The organism is Azospirillum sp. NS33 (assembly GCF_059703765.1).
Genome location: NZ_BAAKJB010000008.1, coordinates 107,512 through 124,699, shown reverse-complemented (window position 1 = coordinate 124,699; position 17,188 = coordinate 107,512). Strand labels below are relative to the sequence as shown.

Annotated in this window: 17 protein-coding genes; 3 read left to right on the top strand and 14 right to left on the bottom strand. The window is 72.7% G+C overall.

The genetic code is table 11. The features are described 5' to 3' along the window. Window positions 1-5: 5 nt before the first annotated feature. A complete protein-coding gene (locus AC6H2I_RS09795; RefSeq protein ID WP_497500428.1) occupies window positions 6-641 on the bottom strand; it encodes an MSMEG_1061 family FMN-dependent PPOX-type flavoprotein in 636 nt (211 codons plus the stop codon). 88 nt (window positions 642-729) lie between these two features. On the opposite strand from AC6H2I_RS09795, the gene AC6H2I_RS09790 reads away from it, so the two are divergent. Beyond that, window positions 730-1,377 carry a TetR/AcrR family transcriptional regulator C-terminal domain-containing protein gene (locus AC6H2I_RS09790; RefSeq protein ID WP_497500427.1) on the top strand — a complete coding sequence of 216 codons (648 nt, stop codon included), beginning with the start codon at window positions 730-732 and terminating at the stop codon, window positions 1,375-1,377. A gap of 16 nt (window positions 1,378-1,393) precedes the next feature. Here the strand turns inward: AC6H2I_RS09790 and AC6H2I_RS09785 are convergent, their stop codons facing one another. Together AC6H2I_RS09785 and AC6H2I_RS09780 are read right to left on the bottom strand one after the other, a co-directional pair. Then, complete coding sequence (locus AC6H2I_RS09785) at window positions 1,394-2,005, bottom strand: LysE family translocator (RefSeq protein WP_497500426.1); 612 nt, start codon at window positions 2,003-2,005, stop codon at window positions 1,394-1,396. Between the two features lie 131 nt (window positions 2,006-2,136). Continuing rightward, window positions 2,137-2,892: an SDR family NAD(P)-dependent oxidoreductase gene (locus tag AC6H2I_RS09780; protein WP_497500425.1), complete on the bottom strand. Its 756-nt coding sequence runs from the start codon at window positions 2,890-2,892 to the stop codon at window positions 2,137-2,139. A gap of 158 nt (window positions 2,893-3,050) precedes the next feature. Between AC6H2I_RS09780 and AC6H2I_RS09775 the strand changes: the two genes are divergently transcribed. Both AC6H2I_RS09775 and ligA read left to right on the top strand, forming a co-directional pair. Then, entirely contained in the window at window positions 3,051-3,656 is a 606-nt protein-coding gene (locus tag AC6H2I_RS09775; RefSeq protein ID WP_497500424.1) for a TetR/AcrR family transcriptional regulator, read from the top strand. A gap of 83 nt (window positions 3,657-3,739) precedes the next feature. Next, window positions 3,740-6,121, top strand: coding sequence for an NAD-dependent DNA ligase LigA (ligA, locus tag AC6H2I_RS09770; protein ID WP_497500423.1), 2,382 nt, complete (start codon window positions 3,740-3,742; stop codon window positions 6,119-6,121). Between the two features lie 9 nt (window positions 6,122-6,130). On the opposite strand, the gene AC6H2I_RS09765 is transcribed toward ligA, so the two are convergent. The 11 genes from AC6H2I_RS09765 to AC6H2I_RS09715 all read right to left on the bottom strand — a co-directional run bounded on the left by AC6H2I_RS09765 (window position 6,131) and on the right by AC6H2I_RS09715 (window position 17,147). Then, window positions 6,131-6,502: a hypothetical protein gene (locus AC6H2I_RS09765; protein ID WP_497500422.1), complete on the bottom strand. Its 372-nt coding sequence runs from the start codon at window positions 6,500-6,502 to the stop codon at window positions 6,131-6,133. A gap of 20 nt (window positions 6,503-6,522) precedes the next feature. Then, on the bottom strand, window positions 6,523-8,214 hold the full coding sequence (locus AC6H2I_RS09760; RefSeq protein WP_497500421.1) for a methyl-accepting chemotaxis protein: 1,692 nt from the start codon (window positions 8,212-8,214) through the stop codon (window positions 6,523-6,525). A gap of 40 nt (window positions 8,215-8,254) precedes the next feature. Next, entirely contained in the window at window positions 8,255-8,998 is a 744-nt protein-coding gene (locus AC6H2I_RS09755; RefSeq protein WP_497500420.1) for a protein phosphatase CheZ, read from the bottom strand. 160 nt (window positions 8,999-9,158) lie between these two features. Continuing rightward, window positions 9,159-10,337 carry a protein phosphatase CheZ gene (locus AC6H2I_RS09750; protein ID WP_497500419.1) on the bottom strand — a complete coding sequence of 393 codons (1,179 nt, stop codon included), beginning with the start codon at window positions 10,335-10,337 and terminating at the stop codon, window positions 9,159-9,161. 19 nt (window positions 10,338-10,356) lie between these two features. Next, window positions 10,357-10,722, bottom strand: a complete 366-nt coding sequence (locus AC6H2I_RS09745) for a chemotaxis response regulator CheY (RefSeq protein WP_497500417.1) — start codon at window positions 10,720-10,722, stop codon at window positions 10,357-10,359. Between the two features lie 204 nt (window positions 10,723-10,926). Then, window positions 10,927-12,972 carry a M24 family metallopeptidase gene (locus AC6H2I_RS09740; RefSeq protein ID WP_497500416.1) on the bottom strand — a complete coding sequence of 682 codons (2,046 nt, stop codon included), beginning with the start codon at window positions 12,970-12,972 and terminating at the stop codon, window positions 10,927-10,929. Window positions 12,973-13,083: 111 nt separating this feature from the next. Further along, window positions 13,084-13,971 carry a 50S ribosomal protein L11 methyltransferase gene (locus AC6H2I_RS09735; protein ID WP_497500415.1) on the bottom strand — a complete coding sequence of 296 codons (888 nt, stop codon included), beginning with the start codon at window positions 13,969-13,971 and terminating at the stop codon, window positions 13,084-13,086. A gap of 110 nt (window positions 13,972-14,081) precedes the next feature. After that, on the bottom strand, window positions 14,082-14,708 hold the full coding sequence (locus tag AC6H2I_RS09730; RefSeq protein ID WP_497500414.1) for an HAD hydrolase-like protein: 627 nt from the start codon (window positions 14,706-14,708) through the stop codon (window positions 14,082-14,084). A gap of 9 nt (window positions 14,709-14,717) precedes the next feature. Further along, complete coding sequence (locus AC6H2I_RS09725) at window positions 14,718-15,551, bottom strand: M15 family metallopeptidase (RefSeq protein ID WP_497500413.1); 834 nt, start codon at window positions 15,549-15,551, stop codon at window positions 14,718-14,720. Between the two features lie 76 nt (window positions 15,552-15,627). Next, window positions 15,628-16,803 (bottom strand): aminotransferase class V-fold PLP-dependent enzyme, encoded by a 1,176-nt coding sequence (locus AC6H2I_RS09720; protein ID WP_497500412.1) that lies wholly within the window; start codon window positions 16,801-16,803, stop codon window positions 15,628-15,630. After that, window positions 16,800-17,147, bottom strand: a complete 348-nt coding sequence (locus tag AC6H2I_RS09715) for a cupin domain-containing protein (RefSeq protein WP_497500411.1) — start codon at window positions 17,145-17,147, stop codon at window positions 16,800-16,802. Before AC6H2I_RS09715 ends, AC6H2I_RS09720 begins: the two co-directional genes overlap by 4 nt. Window positions 17,148-17,188 lie beyond the last annotated feature (41 nt).

The following is a 17,188-nucleotide window of genomic DNA, read 5'->3' as shown; positions in this document are numbered from 1 at the left end:
CGGCGTCAGTAGAGCTCGTCGGCGAGCGCCTGCTGGTAGTGGCGGTCGAGCTCCTCCGCCGAGAGTTCGGTCATGAGTCCCTGGTCGCGGACGATGGTGCCGACGCTGGGCAGGCCGTGCGGCACCCGCCACCGTTCCGGCGCCCACAGGTGGGAGCGGCGCAGCGCCTTGCCGCAATGGAAATAGACCTCCGTCACCGCCACCTGGACGGCCAGCTTGGGCAGCCGCCCCTGGGTCTCGAAGCGGGCCAGGAGATCCGGGTCGCGGGTCAGCGTCGCCGCCCCGTTGACCCGCAGGAAGGCGTCCTGGTGGGGCACCAGGAACACCAGGCCGCAGGCCCCGTCGGAGGCCAGCAGGTTGCTCACGCTCTCCAGCTTGTTGTTGCCGGGCCAATCGGGGATCGCCAGATGGCGCCGATCCAGGACATGGACGAATCCGGGATCGCCGCCGCGCGGCGAGTTGTCCAGCCCGTCGGGCCCGCGGGTGGCCAGGAAGACCAGCGGGGACGCGGCGATGAAGCGGACGACGTGGTCGTCCATGGCGGGGAACGTCATCCGCAGGATGCGCTCCGACGGCATCTCGTAGAGCGCGCGGAGCTGGTCGACGGTGGCGATGCGATGGGACTCGGGGGCGTCGGACATGACGATGGGGCCTTCCACGCTGGGAAACTAACGTTGTTAGATTAACCTAACGGCGTTAGTTTGCAACATCCGGATTCGGGGAGACGGCATGCGCATCCAGAGGGAGACGGCGATCACCACCGCGCTCGACGTGCTCGACGCGGTCGGGCTGGAGGGGTTGACCATGCGCCGCCTGGCCCAGGCTCTGGCGGTCCAGGCGCCCTCGCTCTACTGGCATTTCCCGGCCAAGGAGGCGCTGATCGACGCCATGGCCGACGCCCTGATCGCCGACGTCGCCCGAGCCCCGGCGCCGCCGGACGAGGGGTGGGAGGCGGCGGTGCGGCGGATCGCCGGCGAGCTGCGCGGCGCCCTGTGCGCGCGCCGCGACGGGGCGCGGGTCTATGCCGGGACCTATCTGGTCACCGACAACACCCTGCGCGTCACCGACGCGCTGGTCGGCGCCCTGCGCCGCGGCGGCGCGGACCCGCAAGGCGCGGCCTGGGGCGCCTTCACCCTGCTCGACTTCATCCTCGGCTTCACGGTGGAGGAGCAGGGGCTCCACGCCGGGGACGCCGCGGCGGCGGTCGACCTGCCACGGCTGCGGGCCGAGTTCGCCGGGATGGCGGCGGCCTACCCCGCCCTGCCCGACGCCGTGCCGGCGATCTTCGACACCGATCTCGATGCCCGCTTCGCCTTCGGCGTCGACGTGGTGGTGGCGGGGCTGCGCGCGGCCGCCGGCGGCGGTCCTGCCACATGAGGCCGCCGCCGCGCGGTCACGACGCCGTCAGCACGCCGGCCGAGATCAACGCCGAGCCGCCCACCCGGTTCACCGCGCGGCGCACCGGCGGCCGCCGCAAGACGCCGCCCACCGTCGTCGCCAGCACGCCGTAGAGGGTGGCGTTGAGGACGGCCAGGACCAGGAAGGTCGTTCCCAGGATCAGCACCTGGCCGGCGACGGGCCGCGCCGGATCGAGGAACTGCGGCAGGAACGCCATGAAGAAGATCAGGCCCTTGGGGTTCAGCGCGGTGACCAGCCACAGGCGCAGCGCCATGCGGCCCGGGGTCGGCGCCGCCGGCTCCACCACCTCCCCATTGCCGGCGACCGGCGTGCGCCACAAGGTGATGCCGAGCCAGACCAGATAGGCCGCTCCGGCCCATTTGAGCGCCGTGAACAGCGTCGCCGACGCCGCCAGGACCAGGCCCAGCCCCAGCATCGACAGGGTCATGGCGGTGAGGTCGCCGAGCGCCACCCCCGCCACCGTCGCCAGCATGGCCCGCCGGCCGTGGCTGAGCGCGTAGGACACGACGAGAAGCACCGTCGGTCCGGGAATGGCCAGCAGGGCGGCGGAGGCGGCCGCGAAGGCCAACCAGGTTTCCAGGGTCATCGGGATCTCCGTCACACATCGCACCCCCCAGCGATCCACAGCCACCGCAAAAGCGCAAGGGGGCTGACCCGCCGGCGCCAGACGCCAGGGCGACGGCGACGGGGCGGGATGCCCCTTCGCGCGCCTGCGGCTCAGATCTGGAAGCCGCCGGACACGTCCAGGACGGCGCCGCTGATGTAGGCGGCGTGCGGCCCCGCCAGGAAGCAGACGGCGGCGGCCACCTCCTCCACCGTGGCGATGCGCCGGATCGCGTGCAGGTCCATCACCGTGTCCGGGATGTTGCCGGCCACCGCTGCGGCCATGTCCGTCGGCATGATGCCCGGCTGCACGACGTTGACCGTGATGGTGCGCGGACCGAGGTCGCGGCCAACGCCCTTGGCATAGCCGACGATGGCCGCCTTGGTGCCGGCATAGTCCGCCACGCCCGGGAAGGCGACCCGGCTGGCGATGCCCGAGCCGATGAAGATGATGCGGCCCCCGTCCGACAGGGCCCGGGCCGCGGCCCGGGTGGTCGCCACCGCGCCCAGCACGTTGATCTGCCATTGCCGGTCGAGGGCCGCGGCGTCGAGGTCGGGATCGTCCACCGTCTTCCCCTGCACGGCGATGGCGGCGTTGTTCACGAGGATGTCCAGTCGGCCGAACCGGGCGACCACCGCATCGACCAGCGGTGCGGCCGCCGCCGGGTCGGCCTGGTCGCTGCGGATCGCCGTGGCCCGCACGCCGGCCCGGGTCAGCTCCTGCACGACCGCCTCGGCCTTGTCCGCCGAGGCGACGTAGCTGATGGCGACGTCGGCGCCCTGGGCGGCCAGCGCCACCGCGGTCGCGGCACCCAGCCCCCGCGACCCACCGGTCACCAGCGCGACCTTGCCCTTCAACACCTTGTCCATGGGGACCCCTTTCCAGTCTTCGGTGCGGCCGCCACCCATCCGGCGGACGGTCCGCGTTTTCGTAACAATGATTACGATAACGATCGGTATGAAATGTGGACGCCGGCCTGTCAATCGGTTTATTAATGGTCGTTACGAAAAAAGCCGGATGGGGTTGGATGGGTCGCCATCGCGAATTCGATGTGGAGACGGCGCTCGACGCTGCGCTGTGCGTGTTCTGGCGCAAGGGGTACGAGGGCGCCTCCTACGCCGACCTGACCGCCGCGACGGGGGTGGAGCGTCCCGCGCTGTACTCCGCGTTCGGCAACAAGGAGGCCCTGTTCCGGCGCGCGCTCGACCGCTACAGCGAGCGGCATCTGGACTACATCCCCGTGGCGTTGCAGCGCCCGACCGCGCGGGAGGTGGCGGCCCACATCCTGCACAGCGCGGTGGATCTCAACACGCGCCATCCCGACCACACCGGCTGCCTGGCGATCAACGGGGCGCTGGCGGCGTCGGACGACGCCGAACCCGTCCGACAGGCGTTGATCGAGGCCCGCGCGGCCGGCGAGGTGCGCCTGCGCGAGCGCTTCGAACGGGCCCAGGCCGAGGGCGATCTGCCGGACACCGCCAAGCCCGCCGTCCTCGCGGCGTTCGTCATGGCGATCCTTCACGGCATGGCGGTGCAGGCCAAGGCGGGCTTCGGCCGGGAGATGCTGATGGCCGTCGCCGACCAGGCGCTGGCGACGTGGCCGGCGGGGAAGCCGTCCGTGCCGACCGGCTGAGGGCGCGGCCGGCGGACCGCTTCCGCCGACCGCCGCACGGCGTTATGCTCCGGCGACCCGACGACCAGCCCCCGAGCCTTCCGATGACCGACGGTCCCGCGTCGCCCGCCGCCCCCCCGTTTCCGCCCGTCGCCGACCTCACGCCCGATGAGGCGCGCCGCGCCTTGGAGGCGCTGGCCGCCGAGATCGCCCGCCACGACGCGCTGTACCACCAGCAGGACCGGCCGGAGATTTCCGACGCCGCCTACGACGCCCTGGTCCGCCGCAACGCGGCCATCGAGGAGGCCTTCCCCGGCCTCCAACGCGCCGATTCGCCGTCGCTGAGGGTCGGCGCCGCGCCGGCCGCCGGCTTCCGCAAGGTCCGCCACGCCGTGCCCATGCTGTCGCTGGGCAACGCCTTCGCCACCGAGGATGTGGCGGAGTTCGAGGCGCGCATCCGCCGCTTCCTGTCGCTGCCCGCCGACACCCCCGTCGCCTTCGTCGCCGAACCCAAGATCGACGGGCTGTCGTGCTCCCTGCGCTACGAGAACGGGGCGCTGGTGCTGGCGGCGACCCGTGGCGACGGCACCGAGGGGGAGGACGTCACCGCCAACGTGCGCACCATCGCCGACGTGCCCGACCGCCTGCCCGCCCCGGTCCCGGCGGTGCTGGAGGTGCGCGGCGAGGTCTACATGACCCGTGGCGATTTCGCCGCCATGAACGCGGCGCGGGCCGAGCGTGGCGAGGAGCCCTTCGCCAACCCGCGCAACGCCGCCGCCGGCGGCCTGCGCCAGCTCGACGCCGCGATCACCGCGTCGCGGCCGCTGAAGTTCTTCGGCTACGCGCTGGGCGAGGTGTCCGAGCCGATCGCCGACAGCCAGTCGGGCATCCGCCGTCGCCTCGCGGCCTGGGGCTTCTCCCTCAACCGGCCGGCCGCCCGGCGCACCGGGGTTGAGGCGCTGGTGCGCTACTACGCCGGGATCGGCCGCCGCCGCGCCTCCCTGCCCTTCGACATCGACGGCGTGGTCTACAAGGTCGACCGCCTCGACCTGCAGGAGCGCCTGGGCTTCGTCAGCCGCGCCCCGCGCTGGGCGATCGCCCACAAGTTTCCCGCCGAACAGGCGCAGACCCGGCTCACCGCCATCGCCATCCAGGTCGGCCGCACCGGCGCCCTGACCCCGGTCGCGGAACTGGAGCCGGTCACGGTGGGCGGCGTGGTGGTGGCGCGCGCCACCCTGCACAACGAGGACGAGATCGCCCGCAAGGACGTGCGGGTCGGCGACCTGGTCACCGTGCAGCGCGCCGGCGACGTCATCCCCCAGGTGGTCGGCGTGGTCGCCGGCCAGCGGCCGGAGGGCGCCATGCCCTTCGTCTTCCCCGACCATTGCCCGGAGTGCGGCAGCCTGGCGGTGCGCGAGCCGGACGAGGCGGTGCGCCGGTGCACCGGCGGGCTGATCTGCCCCGCCCAGGCCAAGGAGCGGCTGCGTCATTTCGTGTCGCGCAACGCCTTCGACATCGAGGGGCTGGGCGAGAAGATCGTCGAGGAGTTCTGGGAGGACGGCCTGGTCCGTTCCCCCGTCGACATCTTCACCCTGAAGGAGCGCGTGGAGCACGGCGCGGTCGATCTGGTCGGCCGCCCCGGCTGGAAGGAGAGGTCGGTCGCCAACCTGTTCGCCGCCATCGAGGAGCGGCGCACCGCCATCGCCCTCAGCCGGTTCATCTTCGCGCTGGGCATCCGCCATGTCGGCGAGGTCACCGCCAAGACGCTGGCCCAGCACTACGGCAGCGTCGGGGCCTGGCTGGACGCCATGACGGCGGCCGCCCGGGACATGCCCAAGCCGGCGTGGCTGGCGTTCCGCGCCCTGAAGGGCATGGGGCCGTCGACGGTGGACGGGCTGCGCGCGTGGTTCGCCGCGCCGGCCAATCTGGACCAGCTCGCGTTCCACGCCGGGTCAGACCTGCGGCTGGACACGGTGCTGGGCAAGCTGGGCATCAAGGAGCTGAAGCGGCCGGCCATCGCCGCGCTGGCCGAGCGCTACCCCACGCTGGAGGCCTGGCGCGAGGGCATGGAGGAGGCGCTCGCCGGGGCGCCCGGCGACGCCTGGAACGAGCTGGTCGAGGTGCGCGACGTCGGCGCCATCGTCGCCGAGGAGATCGCCGCGTTCTTCCTGGAACCGCGCAACGTCGAGGTGATCGACGGCCTGCTGGCGGCCGGCGTGCGGGTCGAGGAGGCAGCGCCCCCCGGAGTCTCGGAGTCGCCGGTCGCCGGCAAGACGGTGGTCTTCACCGGCACCCTGGAGACCATGGGCCGCACCGAGGCCAAGGCCCGCGCCGAGGCGCTGGGCGCCAAGGTCGCGGGGTCCGTGTCCAAGAAGACCGATTTCGTGGTGATCGGCGCCGACGCCGGAAGCAAGGCGGCGAAGGCGCGGGAACTGGGTGTGACGGTGCTCAGCGAACAGGAATGGCTGGCCCTGGTCGGCGGCTGAGTCCGCCGCTCACCACCAGCCGGGGAACAGCCCCATCACCGCGGCGGTGACGGAATCGGTGCAGGTGACCATGGCGTCGCCGAACAGGCGTCCGGCGATGCCCAGGTTGCCCTGCCACAGCGCGTTCCAGCCCGCCCCGAAGACGTCGCCGCAGCCGCCCACAACGGTGTTGACGGCGATGTCGGCGTTGCGGGCCGCGTCCGACGCCGCCTCCTTGGCGGCGTCGATGGTCGGGCCGGCCTGCTCCGCGGCGCGGCCGGCGGCGTCGCGCGCGGCGTCGCCCAACGCGGACGCCGCATCCTTGGCGGCGTCGCCCAGGCGATCGATGCTGGTCTCAAGGGACTGGGTCGTCCCCCCCGTGGCCGGTGCGGTCGGCTCCATATGGTGTTCTCCCCCCTGTTTCACGCGGTGCGCAAGGTGCGCAGGAACTCGTCCACCTCTTGGCGCAGCGTGTCGGCGTGACCGGCCAGGGTGGCCGAGAGCGCCGAAACGCCGCGCGCCGCACTGCCGGTGTTCCCGGCGGCGGCGTTGACCTGGTCGATGCTGGCCGTCACCACCTGGGCGCCCTGGGCCGCCTGGTCGACGTTGCGGGAAATCTCCGAGGTCGCCGCCCCCTGCTGCTCGACCGCGCTGGCGATCCGCGTGGCGATTTCCTCGACCCGCCCGATGGTCTCGGCCATGCCGCCGACGGCCCCGGCGGTGTCGTCGGTGGCGCGCCGCATGCCGTCGACCTGGCTGGCGATCTCCTCGGTGGCCTGGGCCGTCTGGGCGGCGAGGCTCTTGACCTCCTGGGCGACGATGGCGAAGCCCTTGCCGGCTTCCCCGGCCCGCGCCGCCTCGATCGTGGCGTTCAACGCCAGCAGGTTGGTCTGGCTGGCGATGTCGGCGATCAGGTCGACCACGTCGCCGATTCGCCGCGCCGCCTCGGTCAGGCCGGCCATGCTGCGGTCGGCGGTGTCCGCCTGGGCCACCGCGGCGCGGGCGATCTCCGACGACTGGGAGACCTGCCGGCCGATCTCGCCGATCGAGGCGGTGAGCTGGTCCGTGGCGGTGGCGACCGCGCCGAGATTGGCGCAGGACTGCGCCGAGGCGCCGGCCGCGGTGGCCGCCTCGCTGTGGGCGCCGTCGGCGTTGGCGGTGAGGTCGTCGGCGGTTTTCGACAGCGTCGACGACGCCCGGGCCACCGCCTCGACCAGGACGCTCACCCGCTCCTCCAGGGAATCGGCCATGTCCGACAGGGCCCCCCGGCGCGCCGTTTCGGCCTGCGCCTCGGCGGCGCTGCGGTCCTGCTCCAGGCGCTGCTTTTCGGCGGCGGTGTCGCGGAACACCTCGACGGTGCGGGCCATCGCCCCGATCTCGCCGCCGTCGCCGGCGTGCGGCACCTCGACGGCGGTGGCGCCGCGGGCCAGCGATTCCATGGCCCCGCGCAGCCGGTCGAGCGGCCCGGTGATGCCCCGGCCGATCCACAGCAGCAACGAGGCCAGCGCGACCGCCGCCACCACCGCACCCAGCAGGCTGACGGTGTCGGTGAGCTCCAGGGCCGCGTGAAGCGCGCCGTCGGCGGCGACGCCCTGCCGGCGCACCGACTCCTCGATGCCGGCGAGGAGCCCGTCGAGCCGTTCGCCCAGCGCGTCGATGCGATCGTCCAACGCGGCGAACGCGTCCTCGCCCGTCCGCGTGCGCACCGCGGCCTGCAAAGCGGCGATCTGCCGGCGCAACTCCTCGACGCCGGCCACCGCGTCCCCGGCCGCCTGCCGTTCCGGGGCCGAGACCGCCGCGGCGGCGAGGCGCGGCAGGCCGTCGGCGAGGGCGGCGAAGCTGCGGTCGAACAGGGCGACCCGCTCGTCCGCCACCGCCCCGTCGGCCCGGTCGACCAGCACGTCCATGGCCGTCAGCACCACGTTCATTCCGGCCCTGCGCAACTCCCCCACCAGGCCGAGCTGGTCCTGGCGGCGGGCGTTCTCCGCCACCGCCTCGGCCACCTGGGCGTTGCCGACCAGGGTGGTGACCGTGAGGCCGGCCACCGCCGCCAGCGACACCAGCGCGATCGCCAGCAGGCGCGACTTGATGGAGAGGGTTTGGCGTTCCCGCATGGTCGTTTCGCTCCCTCGGCAAGGATGGGCCGACGCTGCGTCAGCCGAACAGTGCGTCGATGTCCGCCTGGCTGATGTTGCCGGCGATCTCCTCCTCGGCCGGTCCGTGCAGCTCGAGTTCGCCGTCCATCTTGGTGGTGGTCGGCGGCAGCGGCATGGCCTCGAACTCGCGCCGGTTCCAGACGCCCATCATGGCGTCCACGCGCTCCTCGATGAAGGTCAGGGCGCGGACGACCTTGGTGATGCGCTGGCCGGTCAGATCCTGGAAGTTGCACGCCTCGTAGATGCGGACGATCACCTCGTGCATGTCGTTGACGCGATCGGACTGGTAGCCCTCCGGCATCGAGGCGCGCAGCTCGTGCACCACCTCCTCCATCTCCTCCGCGCAGGCCATGATGGTGTTGGTGGCCGCCTCGGTCGCCGACACCACCGCGCTCAGCTCCTGGGAGGCCTGCTGGAAGCGGTCCTCCCCGGCCAGGGGGTGGCGCAGCGCCGCCATCTCCACCTTGGTGGCCTTGATGCGGCCGGAGATGTCGGCGATCTCGTTCTGAATCTGGTCGATCTGCGCCGCGTCCATGGTCAGGAAGCGGTCGAGCTTCGCGCCGAGGTGCTCGATCGCCGCGATCACCTCCTTGTTGTCGACGGTGATCGGCCCGGTGATCGCCGCCACCGGCGGCGGGGCCGGTGCGGCGCTGTCGCCGCCCGATGCCGCCTGCGCATAGGGGCTTCCGTTGCGCTTGGCCTTCTGCAACTCCGCCATGAACGGCTTCTGCATCTGCTTCATGTCCTTCCCGCCTGTCGCAACGGCCCGTTCGCGGGCGTTTGTCATCCCCGGACGCGGCCCGTGAGGCACACGTGGCGTCCGTCCGTCCAGCCTACCGTTCCTGCCCCTGTGCTCTTTTTTTGATGTCGCCCGTGGCTGCGGCCCGGACGTTCGCTTCCGCTCAGCCGAACAGCGCGTCGATCGCCGATTGGTCGAGCGCCGGCTGTGCTCCCGATGGCTCCGGTTCCGGGGGCGCCGGCTTGGCCGCCGGCTTCGGCGCCGGCTTGGCCCCGGCGGGCTGGGCCGCCGGTTTGGGTTTCGCCAGCACCGGCTTGGCGGTCGGCTTCAGCGCCTTCGCCTTGGCCGCCTCCGGTGCGGCGGCCGGGGCCGGGCCGCCGAACATGCTGTCGATGTCCGCCTGGCTGGCCTTGGCCGGCGTCGCGGGGGCATCGAACATGCTGTCGATGTCGGCCTGGCTGGCCTTGGCGGGGGCCGCCGGCGCCGGAGCCTTCGCCGGAGCCGGGGGTGCGGGCGGCGGCGCATCGAACATGCTGTCGATGTCCGCCTGGCTGGCTTTGGCCGGGCCAGAACCCGTCGCGGCCGCAGCGGGAGGCGCCGCGGGAGGCGCGGCGGGAGGCGCGGCGGCCGGCGCGTCGAACATGCTGTCCACGTCGGCCTGAGACACGCCCAGTCCGTCGAGCTGGGGGCCGTTCAACAGATGGGCGTCGGGGCGGCGGTCCTCGGACGCGTGCTGGACCGCCAGGCCCTTCAGCCCTTCCTCGCCCCAGATGCCGATCATCGCGTTCACGCGCTGCTCGATGTAGCGCAGGGCGTTCACGACCTTGCTCGTGCGTTGACCGGTGAGGTCCTGGAACGAGCAGGCGGTGAAGATGTTGGACACCTCGGTGTCGATCTCCCGGCAGATCTCCTCGTCGGCACCGTCGGCGCGCAGCTTGCCGCCGAGCTCCAGCAGCTTCTCCGCGGCGTTCAGGATCTCGATCGACGCCCGTTCGGTCGACAGCACGATGGCGTCGAGTTCGTTGGTGGCCGACAGGATCTTGTTGGACGAGGTGTCGGGTGGGCGCAGCGCCGCCACCTCGCGCCGCGCGGTTTCGATGGAGGCGGCCATCTCCATCAGCTCACGCCGCAGCACGTCGACGTGCTTGGCCGCTTCGGCGGTTTGGCTCTGCTGCTGCCAGGAGGCACGGAACTCCTGGAGCATGGAGCGGATCTCCTCCGCAGCCGCACCCGACGCCCGGCGGTGAAAGCGCCGCAGGAACGCGCGACCCTTCGCGGTTCGGGCGATCGCTTCCTCGATCTGCTCGAACTCGTCGTCGGTCAACTGCGGCAGCGTGTCCACCGCCCCACTCCCCTCGGCATCAGCCGCCAATGACCGCTTGGATCTTCTGCTTCAGCGTGTCGGCGTTGAACGGCTTGACGATGTAGTTGTTGACACCGGCCTGCTTGGCGGCAATCACGTTCTCGGTCTTGCTTTCCGCGGTGACCATGATGAACGGCATGCCGGCCAGCTTGGCATCGGCGCGGATCTCCTTGAGGAGCTGGAGGCCGGTCATCGGCTCCATGTTCCAGTCGGAGATGATCAGGCCGAACTTGGATTCCCGCAGCTTGGCCAGCGCGCTCACGCCGTCGGCCGCCTCGTCGATGTCCGTGTAGCCGATCTGAGTCAGGAGGTTCCGCACGATGCGACGCATGGTGGCGTAATCATCGACGACGAGGATCTTCATCTAGGCGTCTCCGCATTCTTCCGTTGGCACGACCCGGCCCCGCGTTCGGCACTGTGCACGCTGTTGGCGGGACTGTGATGCCTCAACTCGGCCGAAAAGTCATCCATAAGCGACGACCCTGCCACGGGGAGGTAAACAAGGAGTTTAGCCGGACGGCGATTGTGCGGCCCGGGACGAACAACAATCAAACGTGCACGGCCGTCGTCACACCATGAGCGGTGCGGTCACGGCGGCGAGCCAGGCGGCGGTGTCCGCGTCGAGATGCGGGGCCAACGTGTCGCGCACCCGCAGATGGTAGGCGTTGATCCAGGCCACCTCGGGATTGGACAGCAGGGACGGCTCGATCAGGGCGCGGTCGATCGGCGCCAGGGTCAAGGGCTCGAAGCCCAGCATGGGCCGTTCCTGAGTCGCCGTCTCGGCCAGGGCCTGCACCACGACCAGGTTTTCGATGCGGATGCCGTAGGCGCCGGTCTTGTAGTAGCCGGGCTCGTTGGACACGATCATGCCCGGCAGCAGGGCCACCGTGTTCGGCACCTTGGAAATGCGCTGCGGCCCCTCGTGCACGGACAGGTAGCTGCCGACCCCGTGGCCGGTGCCGTGGTCGAAATCCAGGCCGGCCTGCCACAGGGCGTGGCGGGCCAGGGTGTCGAGCTGCGAGCCGCTGGTGCCGGCGGGAAAGCGCGCCGTGGAGACGGCGATGTGCCCCTTCAGCACCAGGGTGAAGCGTTCGCGCATCTCCAGGGTCGGGGTTCCGATCGCCACCGTGCGCGTCACATCGGTGGTCCCGTCGCGGTACTGGGCGCCGCTGTCGACCAGGTACAGGGTTCCCGACTCGAGGCGCCGGTTGGTCTCGGCCGACACCCGGTAATGGACGATGGCACCGTTGGCACCGGCGCCGGAGATGGTTTCGAAGCTGGGACCGCGGAACATCGCGCCCTCGCCGCGCAGCCGCTCCAGGGTGGCGGCGGCCGTCAGCTCGTCCACCTCCCCGGCGGGCGCCGCCTCGGACAGCCATTTGAGGAAGCGCACCATGGCCACGCCGTCGCGGCGGTGGGCGGCGCGCGCGCCGTCCAACTCGACCGGGTTCTTGCAAGCCTTGGCCAGGGCGCAGGGATCGCCGTCGCGCTCCACCCGCGCCCCCGCCCGGGACAGCCGGTCGACGATCCACGCCGCGGTGACGGAGGGATCGGCCAGCACCTTGCGCCCGCCCGCGCCCAGCCCGTCGAGGGCCGGACCCAGCGCCTCGGGCGGGCGGACGACGACGCCGGGGCCGAGATGGGCCTCCAGCCCCGGCACCAGCTTGCGGCGGTCGATGAACAGCTCGACGCCGCCGTCCTCGGCGACGATGGCGAAGGACAGGGGCAACGGCGTGCACGGCACGTCGGCGCCGCGGATGTTGAGCAGCCAGGCGACGCTGTCGGGTTGCGTGAGCACCGCCGCGGCCAGCCCGTCGCGGCGCAGCCGCCCGGCCACCGCGGCCCGCTTCTCGGCCGAGCCGACGCCGGCGAAGGCCAGATCGTGGGGCACCACCGGCGCCAGCGGCGGCGGCGGCTGGTCCGGCCACACCGCGTCCACCGGGTTGTCCTCGCACGACACCACGGCGATGCCGGCGCGCTCCAGCGCGCGCGCCGTCTTCTCGACCCAGCCCGCGGTGTGCAGCCAGGGATCGTAGCCGAGCCGGCCGCCGCGCGGCAGGGCGTCGGCCAGCCAATCGGCCAGCGGATCCTCGGTGAGGTGGCGCTGCTCGTAGAGCGTCGCCGGCACCTCGGCGCGGGCCTGGAGGGTGTAGCGGCCGTCGACGAAGACGGCGGCGCGCCCGGCCGCCACGGCCGCCAGCCCGGCCGATCCGGTGAAGCCGGTCAGCCAGGACAGCCGCTGGGCGCGCGGGGGAACGTACTCCCCCTGGTGCTCGTCGCCGCGCGGCACCAGGAAGCCGTCGAGGTCGCGCTGCGCCAGCTCCCGGCGCAAGGCGGCGAGGCGTGCCGCCCGGTCGGGGGGCGCGGCGTCGGCCGGGGCCGCCAGCCCCGCCTTCAGCGCCCGCAGCTGGGCCGTCAGCTCGGGGGGCAGATCGCGGCCGAGCAGCGCCAGCCAGTCGTCGCGCCCGTACCCCTCCGGCGCCGCGAGCACGCCGGCCAGCAGGCTGCGCACCTCCGCGGGCGACTCCGCGAGTCCGGCCTGTCCCAACAGCTCCCCAAGCGCGCGATCGCCGCGATAGCCGTGCGCGTCCGTGTCCACAGGCGTCCTCCCCATGCTCCCCGATTCCGGCGCAAAGGCTAGAGCCCGCCTCACCCGGAGACAAGCCCTCCGCGCCCGCCCCCCCCTTTGGATAGGCCCCGCCGCCCGGGCGCGGCGCGGTCGCCGTCAGCCCTGGAGGACCAGGGTCGTCCACTCGCCGATGGCGATGCGCCGTGCCAGCCGCAGGCCCTGGGCGCGGTGGGCCTGAAGGACGTGGTTCTCCTGGCGCGCCAGCAGCCCCGCCAGCACCGCGACGCCGCCGGGGGCGAGGTGCCGGGCCAGTTGCGGCGCCATGCGGGCCAGTGGGCGCGCCAGGATGTTGGCGGTGATCAGGCGGTAGGGCGCGCCGCGCCGCACCACCGGGGTGCGGTAGCCGTCGCCGCCCTCGGCCCGCAGCAGGTGCGACACGCCGTTGAGCCGTGCGTTCTCCACGGTCACGCGCACCGCCTCGGGATCGATGTCGGCGGCGATCACCGGGACCCGCCAGGTCTTGGCCACCGCCAGCGCCAGGATGCCGGACCCGCAGCCCATGTCGAGCGCGCCGGCCCCGGCGCCGCGGCCGAGACGGAGGTGGCGCGCCAGGCCGTCGAGCGCCATCAGGCAGCCCTTGGTGGAGCCGTGCTCGCCGGTGCCGAAGGCGGTCGCGGCGTCGACCTGGAGGGCGACGCTGCCGGCCGGCGGGGCGTCGCCGTGGTGGGACCCGTGGACGAAGTAGCGGCCGGCGCGGATCGGCGGGAAGGCCTGGTAGGTGTGCGACACCCAGTCGATGGGCGGGATCGGCTCGACCGCCAGCGCCGGTTCCGGGATGCCCAGCGCCCCGGCCAGCACCGCGACGCGGGCCTCCAGGCGGGCGCGGTCCGGCGCGCGGTGGGTCGTCGCCTCGACCAGCCAGATCACGTCCTCCTCGATCTCGAAGGTCGACACCGCATCGGCGTGCTCGCCCACCGCCTCGGCGAAGGCGGCGGCATGGGCTTCGGGAACGGCAAGCGCGATGCGCCAGAGCTGGGTGGACATGGACGGGCGGAATCCGGCAGTTGGTCGCGGGGACGGGGCGCCCACCATACGGCCGTTGCGGCGTCGGATAAACCGGAAGCTTGCCGGTGGCGCCGCCGCCGGCGGCGCCGTCAGGCGATCCGCGGCGCGACCTCGTCGACGCGCTCGAACAGCAGCGCCGGCGAGCGCGCGGCCAGGGCGTCGGCGGTGGCGTAGCCCCAGGTGACCGCGCCGAAGGCGATGCCGGCCTCGCCCGCCGCCTCCAGGTCGCGCAGCTCGTCGCCGATGTAGATGGCGTCCGCGGCCAGGACACCGCAGCGCCGCAGCACCTTGCGGAACTTCGCCCGCTTGCCGAACACGCCGGCCCCGCACTCGTAGCAGCCGACCAGCGCCGCGGCGTCGGGCCCCAGCACGCGGCGCACGTTCTCCTCGGAGTTGGAGCTGACCACCGCCAGCGCGACGCCGCGGCCGGCCAGGTCGCGCAGCATCCGCTCGATGCCCGGAAACAGCGCGATGCGGCCGATGTCGGCGGCCATCATCGCCTTCATGTGGCGGCCGATCATCGGCAGCTTCCACATCGGAATGCCGAGCCGGCGCATGATCTCGCGGGCGTCGCAGCGGCGCAGCACCGCGATCTCGTCGTCGTCCACCGTCTTGAAGTCGAACCGGACGGCAACGGTGTTGATGACGTCGCGGAACCACGGCATCGAATCGGCGAGGGTGCCGTCGAAGTCGAAAATGGCAAGCTTGTACGGCAAGGAGGGCCCCTAGGGTTGCGACGCCGTCGGCGCACCCTGCGGCGCGACGATGGGAAAGTCGAAGTAGGTGTCCGGGTAGGGCTCCTCCTTCAGGGTGAAATGCCACCATTCCTCGGGCAGCGGCGTGAAGCCGTGGCGGCCCATCAGCTCGGCCAGCAGGGCACGGTTGTGGCGGGCGACGGCGCCGACCGCCGTGCTGTCGGGGTGGGAGGCGGGATCGAAGCAGTCGTAGTCGGTGCCGAAGTCCAGGCCGTTGTCGCCGAACCGCCGGTCGTAGGGGGCGCGGCAGTCCACCAGCGCGGTTTCGCCGGGGACGTATGCCTGGCGCGGCGCCGTGCCGACGGGAACGATGGTGACGTCGACCGTGCTGCCGCGGGAGTGGCCCGACCGGGCGGCGACGTAGCCCAGCGCGAAGAACGCCGCCTTGTCGACGGCGGGGTAGAACGCCGGCTTCATGGCCTGGTCGTCGGGCACGTCGCTCCACCGCACGAAATGGTCGACCGCCCGCTGCGGCCGGTAGCAGTCGAACACCTTGATCGACAGGTGGGACTGGCGAAGCTCCCGCTGCACCGCCGCCAGCGCCTCGGCGGCGGGGCGGGTGAGGATACACTCCGGCGCGTGGTAGCCGTGGATCGGCGTTCCGATGAAGTTGTGCGGGCCGTAGTAACGGATCTCCTGGACGATGCCGGGGTCGACGGCCCGCAGGTGGACGAACTCCTCGGGCAACGGCTCGGACGCCAGGGCGCCGCCCGCCCCGGCCCCGACGGCCACGGCCGCGAGGGCCGGGACAGCGAGGGCCAGGGCGGCGGCGCACAGCGCGCGGACGGGGCGGGCGACGGGCATGACGGGGATCCCCAGGACGGGCACCGGCGGCGGGCCACAGGCAAAGGTTGGCACCACAGTGACGGCACAACCCTGCTCACGCAAGCGCGCCAACCGCCCGCACCAGGCGCTCCAGCTCCGCTTGCGTGTTGTAATAATGCGGGGATGCACGGACCAGTTCCTCCAGATTCCGGGCGTCCATGTCGAACCGGGTCGAGGAGGCGCCGGAGACGGAGACGTTGATCCCCTGCGCCGACAGGGCCGCCTTGACCTCGGCGGCCGGCCGCCCGTCCACGGTGAAGGTGACGAGGCCGGCACGCTCGCGCCCGAGATCGTGCACCCGCACCCCGGGCAGCGCGGCCAGCCGGCCGCGCAGGGTCGCCGCCAGGCCCCACACCCGCTCCCGGATCGCCTCCAGCCCCCACGACAGGGCGTAGTCCACGGCGACCCCCAGGCCGATGCGGGCGGCCACGTTGCATTCCCACAGCTCGAAGCGGCGGGCATCGGCGCGGGGCTCGTAGCGGTCGCCCGACACCAGGGTGGCCCCGTGCAGGTCGAGGAAGGGCGGCTCCAGCCGCTCGATCCACGGCCGTCGGACATACAGGAACCCGGTGCCCCGCGGGCCGCGCAGGAACTTGCGGCCGGTGGCGGACAGGAAGTCGCAGCCCAGCTCCGTCACGTCCAGGGGCATCTGCCCGGCCGCCTGGCAGGCGTCCAGCAGGAACGGCACGCCGGCGGCGCGGGCGACCCGGCCGATGGCGGCGGCCGGGTTGACCAGCCCGCCGTTGGTGGGGATGTGGGTGACGGCGATGAGGCGGACCCGGTCGTCGATCATCCGCTCCAGCGCGGCCACGTCGAGCTGGCCGTGCTCGTCGTTGGGCACCACCTCGACCACCGCCCCGGTGCGCCGGGCCACCTGGAGGAAGGGGATGACGTTGCTGGCGTACTCCGCCCTGCCCGTGAGGATGCGGTCGCCCGGGCCGAACGGCAGGGCGTAGAACGCCATGTCCCAGGCCATCGTGGCGCTCTCCACCAGCGCCACCTCGTCGCGCGCGCAGCCCAGGAGACGGGCGACGGCGTCGTAGGTGTCCTCGAGCCGCCGGGCGTTGCGCGCCGCCGCCTCGTAGCCGCCGATGGCGGCCTCCAGGGTCAGGTGTTCGACCACGGCGTCCAGCACGGCCTGCGGCGGCAGCGCGGCGCCGGCGTTGTTGAGGTGCGTGACGGTCCGGGTGCCGGGCGTCTCCGCCCGGGCGCGGTCGACGTCGATGGTCATGGTTTGACTCCGCTGGGGTAGTGGACGGCCAGCCAGACCGTGGGCGGATCCGTCTGCGTCCACTCCACCCGGTGGCGGGTGCGGGCGGGGATCACCAGCCAGTCGCCGGGGCCGAGGCGGCGCACCAGCGCTTCCCCCTCGACGCGCAGGCCGGCGGCGCCCTGCACCAGCAGGACGAATTCGTCGCCCTCCTGGTCGTACCAGAAGCCGGCCGGCGAGGCCTGGCCGGTGGACACGATGCGCTCCACGCGCACCGCCCCGGCGGCGGCCAGATCGGCGAAATGCTCGCCGGCCGCCGCCGCCGGCAGGTCTCGCAACAGGTTGTCGGCCGGAATGGTCGTCATGGCGGGCAAGATGACGTGGCGCCGGCGCCCGCGCAACCCGG